Annotated in this window: 4 protein-coding genes; all 4 read right to left on the reverse strand. The window is 73.6% G+C overall.

Annotated elements, in window-relative coordinates:
- Nucleotides 1–55 precede the first annotated feature (55 nt).
- The gene (locus tag JGS39_RS35020; RefSeq protein ID WP_219573783.1) at nucleotides 56–1,696 is read right to left on the reverse strand and encodes a PrsW family intramembrane metalloprotease; all 1,641 of its coding nucleotides are present in this window, start codon (nucleotides 1,694–1,696) and stop codon (nucleotides 56–58) included.
- 171 nt (nucleotides 1,697–1,867) lie between these two features.
- Complete coding sequence (gene trmB / locus JGS39_RS35025; RefSeq protein WP_219573786.1) at nucleotides 1,868–2,857, reverse strand: tRNA (guanosine(46)-N7)-methyltransferase TrmB; 990 nt, start codon at nucleotides 2,855–2,857, stop codon at nucleotides 1,868–1,870.
- A complete protein-coding gene (gene lhgD / locus JGS39_RS35030) occupies nucleotides 2,847–4,103 on the reverse strand; it encodes an L-2-hydroxyglutarate dehydrogenase (RefSeq protein ID WP_219573784.1) in 1,257 nt (418 codons plus the stop codon). The genes trmB and lhgD overlap by 11 nt, the downstream gene beginning before the upstream one ends.
- A 144-nt stretch (nucleotides 4,104–4,247) precedes the next feature.
- Entirely contained in the window at nucleotides 4,248–5,858 is a 1,611-nt protein-coding gene (locus JGS39_RS35035) for an NsdA family TPR-like regulatory protein (protein WP_219573785.1), read from the reverse strand.
- Nucleotides 5,859–6,241 lie beyond the last annotated feature (383 nt).

Consider the following 6,241-nt stretch of genomic DNA (forward strand, 5'->3'; position numbering starts at 1 on the left):
TCCGAGAAACAGTGCCTAGTCCTCCGGGCGGCCTGGTTTTCCCGGCCCAGCCGGCCTAGCCCTCCTGTTGGCCGTATCCCTGCGGGTTCGTGTGCGGGGGATGGGACGGGGAGTACGGCGGGTTCGCGTACGGGCCGGGGAGCGGGTGGTACGGCGCGTTCGCGTACGGCGGCGCGCCGTAGGGCTGCCCGGCGTACGGGTGCGTGGGCTGCGCGTGCGCCGTGTGCGGGTACGGACGGTGTGCCGCGGGCGCGGAACGGGGGCGCAGGCGGCCCGTGGCCTGGGCCGCGAAGGTCAGGGCAGGGCGGGCGGTCTCCTTGCGCTGCCACAGGTGGTGCAGCAACTCCCGCTCGCGTTCGGCGAAGTCCGGGCCCGCCGTGCCGCGGCGGGCCTGGCGGCGCAGGAAGGCCAGTGAGGTCGCGAACGACTCGTACTCGGCCACCGCCCGGGCCGCTTCCCTGCCCCGGGCCTTCACTTCCTTCCGCCCCGCGGCGGATATCGGAGGGTGGGCGTGCGCCGGGCCATGGGCGTGCGCGGGAGCGTATGCCGGGTGGCGGGCGTGGCTGTGCGGCCTGCCGTACGGGCCTTCGGCCGCCGCTGCCGCCGCGCGTCGGCGTGCGATGTCCCTGGCCATGCCGCGGGCTCGCATCGAGGAGAGGGCGAAGGGTTCGGCGGGAGACAGCCAGCCGGCCGCCGCGTACTCCGGCAGTTCGGTGCCGAGGGTGCGCAGCTCGCGCAGGCGGGCCCAGACCGCCAGCCAGGTCACCAGCCCGAAGACCGGGACCATGAAGGCCCCGTACACGGCGTAGAAGCCGTACGGGCCGAACGAGGACGACCCGTTCCACAGGGCGTGCATGCCCATGGCGAGGAGCAGCCCCAGCGGCGGGAGCGCGAGGCGCCGGACCCGCTGATGGCGCGCACTGCCCGCGGCGATCCCGAAACCGATGCCGGTCAGCACGGTGAAGAGCGGATGGGCGAACGGCGACATGACCGCCCGTACGAAGAACGTCGCCGCGGTCACCGAGACGAACCCCGAGCCGAGCTGCTGGTCCTCGCCGAAGGCGGTGCCCAGATAGAGGATGTTCTCCGTGAAGGCGAAACCCGTCGCGGTGAAGCCGGCGACGACCACGCCGTCGACGATCCCGCCGAAGTCCCGTCGCCTGAAAAGGAAGAGCAGCAGCACGGCCGCTGCCTTGGCGCTCTCCTCCACGACGGGCGCTATGACCGTGGCGCCCAGAGTGTCAGCGCTGCCCGGGTCGGCCGTGGCCGTGGCGATCCACCGCGTCGCGAAGGAGTTCGCGAGGATCGCGACCAGGGCGGCCGCGCAGGCGCCCCAGGCGAAGGCGAACAGCATGTTGCGCCACGGTCCCGGTTCGACCCGGTCGAGCCAGCGGAACGCCGTCATCAGCACCGGGACGGGCAGCACGGCCAGGCCCAGCCCGACGAGGAACCCGTGCGTCCCCGTCTGGTCGCGGACCAGGGCGAGGATCACCAGGCCGCAGAGCGCCAGCACGGTGAAGACGGCGACGACGCGGAGCGTCCTGCTCCGCCACAGCATGCCGACGCGGCGCGGGCGGTAACGCCACTGGCTCCGGTCCGGCACAGCGGTCAGGGCCTCGCCGCCGGCCAGCTGCTCCTCGAGCGACGGGACGGCCGGCTGAGACTGTCGCTGCTGCTGAACAGACCCGTCGGACACCCCACGACCCTAACGAGCGGCACTGACAACGGCCATGGCGCGTGGTCCGCTCCCATGACCGCGAAAGGCCACCCGGTCCCGGAGCCGACCCGGTTCGGAGGCCGCCCGGTCCCGGAGGTCGCCCGGTCCCGGAGGCCCCCGCCCCGGAGGCCGCCCAGTCCCCGGCCCCCGTCAGCTGCGGGCGAAGAGCAGGTCGTGCACCACGTGGCCCTTGTCCAGGCCCTGTCCCTCGAACCGGGTCAGCGGCCGGAACGCGGGCCGTGGCGCATAGCCGCCGTCCGCCGCCGTGTTCTCGAAGCGGGGGTGCGCGGTCAGCACCTCCAGCATCTGCTCGGCGTACGGCTCCCAGTCGGTCGCGCAGTGCAGGACCGCTCCCGGCTTCAGGCGCTGTGCCGCCAGGTCGAGGAACTCCGGCTGGATCAGCCGGCGCTTGTGGTGGCGCGACTTGGGCCACGGGTCGGGGAAGTACACCCGCAGCCCGTCCAGCGCGTCCGGCACCAGCATCTCGCGCAGCAGGATGATCGCGTCACCGTTGGCCACCCGGATGTTGGACATGCCGTTCCGGTCCGCGAGACCGAGCAGGTTGCCCTGGCCCGGGGTGTGCACGTCGACCGCGAGGATTCCGGTGCCCGGGTCGTCGGCGGCCATCTGCGCGGTGGCTTCGCCCATGCCGAAGCCGATCTCCAGGACCACCGGGAGCCCGTCGAACAGCTCGGGCAGATCGAGGACGCGCAGCCCGTCGATGTCCAGGCCCCACTTCGGCCAGAGCCGCTCCAGGGCGTCCTGCTGGCCGGGCGTGACCCGGCTGCGGCGCGGCTGGAAGCTGCGGATCCGGCGCTCGTGGTGCGAACCGGCCGGATCGGCCGCGGGGCCGCCGGGGAAGCGGGGCTCCTGGCGCAGCCTGCGGGCACGGTCCAGGGCCGCGGCGCGCAGTTCGTCCGGGATTCCGGCGGTGGCGGGCGCGGCGTCGTCCGCACCGGTGGAGGCCGTGCCGTCCGACCTGATGGCGGGCGGATCGGCGGGCGGATCGGTGGGGTGCGTGCCGTCCGGCCCGGTGGCGGGCGGATCGGTGGGGTGCGTCCCGGAGGGGAGCGTGCTGTCCGTCTCGGCAGCGGCGTCGCCGGGCGTCGCGGGGGAGGGGTTCAAGGGCTCAGACACAATGCCCTGATTCTACGGCGGGCGGCTTCCACCCCGTCCCCTGTGCCCGGAGCAGCGCCCTGCGTGCCACCTCCCGCCCGATGGGCAGCGCGGCCGTTGCGGCGGGCGACGGGGCGTTGAGCACGTGCACGGTGTGCGGGGCCTCCCGGATCAGGAAGTCGTCCACCAGGGTGCCGTCCCGCAGCACCGCCTGGGCCCTGACCCCGGCGGGGGAGGGGCGCAGGTCGTCCTCCTTCACCTCTGGCAGCAGCCGCCGCACGGCCGCCGTGAACGCGCGCTTCGACAGCGAGCGGTGCACCTCGCCCGCCCCGTACCTCCAGTGTCTGCGGGCGATCTGCCAGGAACCCGGCCAGCTCACGGTGGACAGCAGCTCACGGGGCCGTACGACCGGCCAGCCGTATCCCTCGCGGGCCAGCGCCGGTACCGCGTTCGGCCCGACGTGGACGCTGCCGTCGTGGCCGCGGGTCAGATGGACGCCGAGGAACGGGAACGCAGGGTCGGGCACCGGATAGACGAGGCCGCGCACCAGCTCGGGGCGGGCCAGCTCGTAGTACTCCCCCCGGAAGGGCACGATGCGCATCCCCGGGTCGTCCCCTGCCAGCCGCGCCACCCGGTCGCAGTGCAGCCCCGCACAGTTGACCAGCACCCGGGCCCGCACCACCAGGCCGTCCGCCGTCCGCACCGCGACGCCCCACGGCCGCCGGTCGATCTCGGTGACCTCGGCACCGAACCTGATCAGGCCGCCGCCGCCCCGCACCTCGGTGGCGAACCGCTCGGCGACCGCGCCGAAGTCGCACACCCCCGTCGTGCCCACCCGGATCGCGGCGAGACCCCGCACCCGCGGTTCGTACTCCGCGATCTGCGCGGGCCCCAGCTCGCTCACCGGAAGCCCGTGCTCCCGGCCGCGTTGCACCAGGGCGTGCAGCCGGGGAAGCTCGTCGCGGCCGGTCGCGACGATCAGCTTCCCGGTCACGGCGTGGGAGATGCCGTGCTCCCGGCAGAAGTCGACCATCTCGGCCGCGCCGCGCACCGCGTACCGCGCCTTCAGCGAGCCCGGGGGGTAGTAGATACCGCTGTGGATCACCCCGCTGTTGCGCCCGGTCTGGTGGCGCGCAGGGCCCCACTCCTTCTCCAGCACGGTCACCCGCGTGCCCGGTGCGGTCCGCGTGATCGCATACGCGGCCGACAGGCCGACGATCCCGCCGCCGATCACCAGCACGTCGCAGTCGTACGCCGCGTGCGTCATCATCACGCCACCTCCCACCCCGATAGTGCACTGACCCACTGACAACGCACTCAAACCCATGCGGGCACAGCGTGGCGGATCCCGTGGTGAATCCCGTGCCGGCCCGGCCGGGCGTGGCTCTCCCGGAACCGGGCCGGTGCGGGCCCGCTACGCGGGGGCGACCAGCAGCGGGCGGGCGCGCTCCCGCAGCTCGACGACGCGCGGCTCGTCCCCGTAGGGCTCCAGCCGGTGCAGCAGGTCGCGCACGTACTCGGTGGTCCGTGCGGACGAGATGCGGCCCGCGACCTCCACGGCCCGGGTGCCCGCCGCGCAGGCCGCGTCCAGGTTTCCCGACTCCAGTTCGGCGACGGCCGAGACGACGAGCCGCAGACCGTGCGAGCGGACGAACTCCTCGGTGGGCCTGGACAGCGCCTGCTCGGTGAAGCGCCGCACCTGCCGCGGCGCCTTGAGGTCGAGGTGGCACTCCGCGGCATCGGCGGCGAAGCGGTCGTACGAGTAGAACCCGAGCCACGACGGGTCGGCGTCGCCGTCCCTGGAGCGCTCCAGCCACCCCTCGGCGGCCTTCAGCGCGGACCCTGCGGCCGGTGCGTCGTTCGCCTTCGCGTGGGCCCGGGCCTCCACGAGGCGGAAGAAGCTCATGGTGCGTGCCGTCGCGAGGCCGCGGTTGCGTTCGACCGCCGCCTGCGCGAGGTCGACGCCCTCGTCGGCGAAGCCGCGGTAGGTCGCCTGGAGGGACATGGAGGCGAGGACATAGCCGCCGAGCGGTACGTCGGCCGCGGCCCGTGCCAGGCGCAGCGCCTGGATGTAGTAGCGCTGGGCCGCTTCCTGCTGGCCGGTGTCGAAGGCCATCCATCCGGCGAGCCTGGTCAGTTCGGCGGCTGCGCCGAAGAGCGCCCGGCCGACCTCGTCGCTGTACGAACCCAGCAGCAGCGGTGCCGCGTCAACCCGTAAGCACTCCGGGACCATGGACGAACGCCAGTCCCCGCCGCCGTACTTGGAGTCCCAGCGGCGCGCGTCCTGAGCGGCCTCCCGCAGTTTGGACACGTCACTGTGGCCGACCCGCAGCGGCGATACGGCGTGCGCGGAATCCGGGCCCGGCTGGACGGGGATCGACAGGCTGTGCCCGGACAACAGCGGAGCACCGGGAGGAAGCGAAGCGCCGGGCGGAAGTGCGGCACCGGGAGCGTTCGACGTCCCTTGCGCCCCTGATGCGCCCTGCGCGCCCTCTGTGCCGTGCGTACCGCTGTGTGTGCCCAGGATCGCCGCCACCGCCGCCGTCGAGGCGCGGGCCACCGACGGGTCGGCGGGGGATATCAGCCAGCGGGACGCGGGGGTCGCGTACGCACTCACCGAGAACGAACCCGCCAGCGACTGCCAGATCCCGCCACTGCCCGCCCGTCGCCCGGCCAGATCCAGCCGGTACAACTCGGTCGCCGAACGGACCGCCTCACCCACATCGCGGGGGAACGCGAGCCCGACCTCCGGCGCCGGGTCGGCGTCGGCCAGCCCGATCTCGTGCAGCGGGACCGGCCGGCCGAGCTTGGCGCCGATCGCCGCGGCGATGAGATGGGGCGCGGCGCCCTGCGGCACCATGCCCTTGGAGACCCACCGGGCCACCGAGGTCTTGTCGTACCGAAGTGTCAGTCCGCGCTGCGCCCCGAGGTCGTTGACCCGCCGGGCGAGCCCGGCGTTGCTGATTCCCGCGAGGGCGAGAACGGTTCCGAGCTTGTCGTTCGGTCCGCGTTGCTCCCTGGACATGCGCCACCCCTCGACACACAGACGGCAGCCGCGTCACCGATGCGGCGCGCGGCATTCGTACCGGGTTCTCCCCAGGGACGAACCCCGGCACTCCGGCCGCACACGCATTTGGCCGAGCCCCGAGGAATATGCCGCCCTGCTGAGAACATCAGTAAACCCAGCGTAGTTCGCCGCATCCCTACCGTTAAGGGCCGGACGTCCGTATGGCGGGATTGTTGTCCGTACCGGCCACACGCGGGGGACGGCGGGAAGCCGGGCGGCGCGAGTGACGGAAGGGGCGGGCCGGGTGAGCGGGAGGCGAACGCCGCGCGAAGGAAGGGCGGAGGAAGCGCGGAGAGAACGCGGGGGCGCGGGGGAGGGTCTGTGGAGTCCCTCCCATGCCC

Origin of the sequence: Streptomyces poriferorum (genome assembly GCF_019399235.1) — a bacterium.
Taxonomy (GTDB): domain Bacteria; phylum Actinomycetota; class Actinomycetes; order Streptomycetales; family Streptomycetaceae; genus Streptomyces; species Streptomyces poriferorum.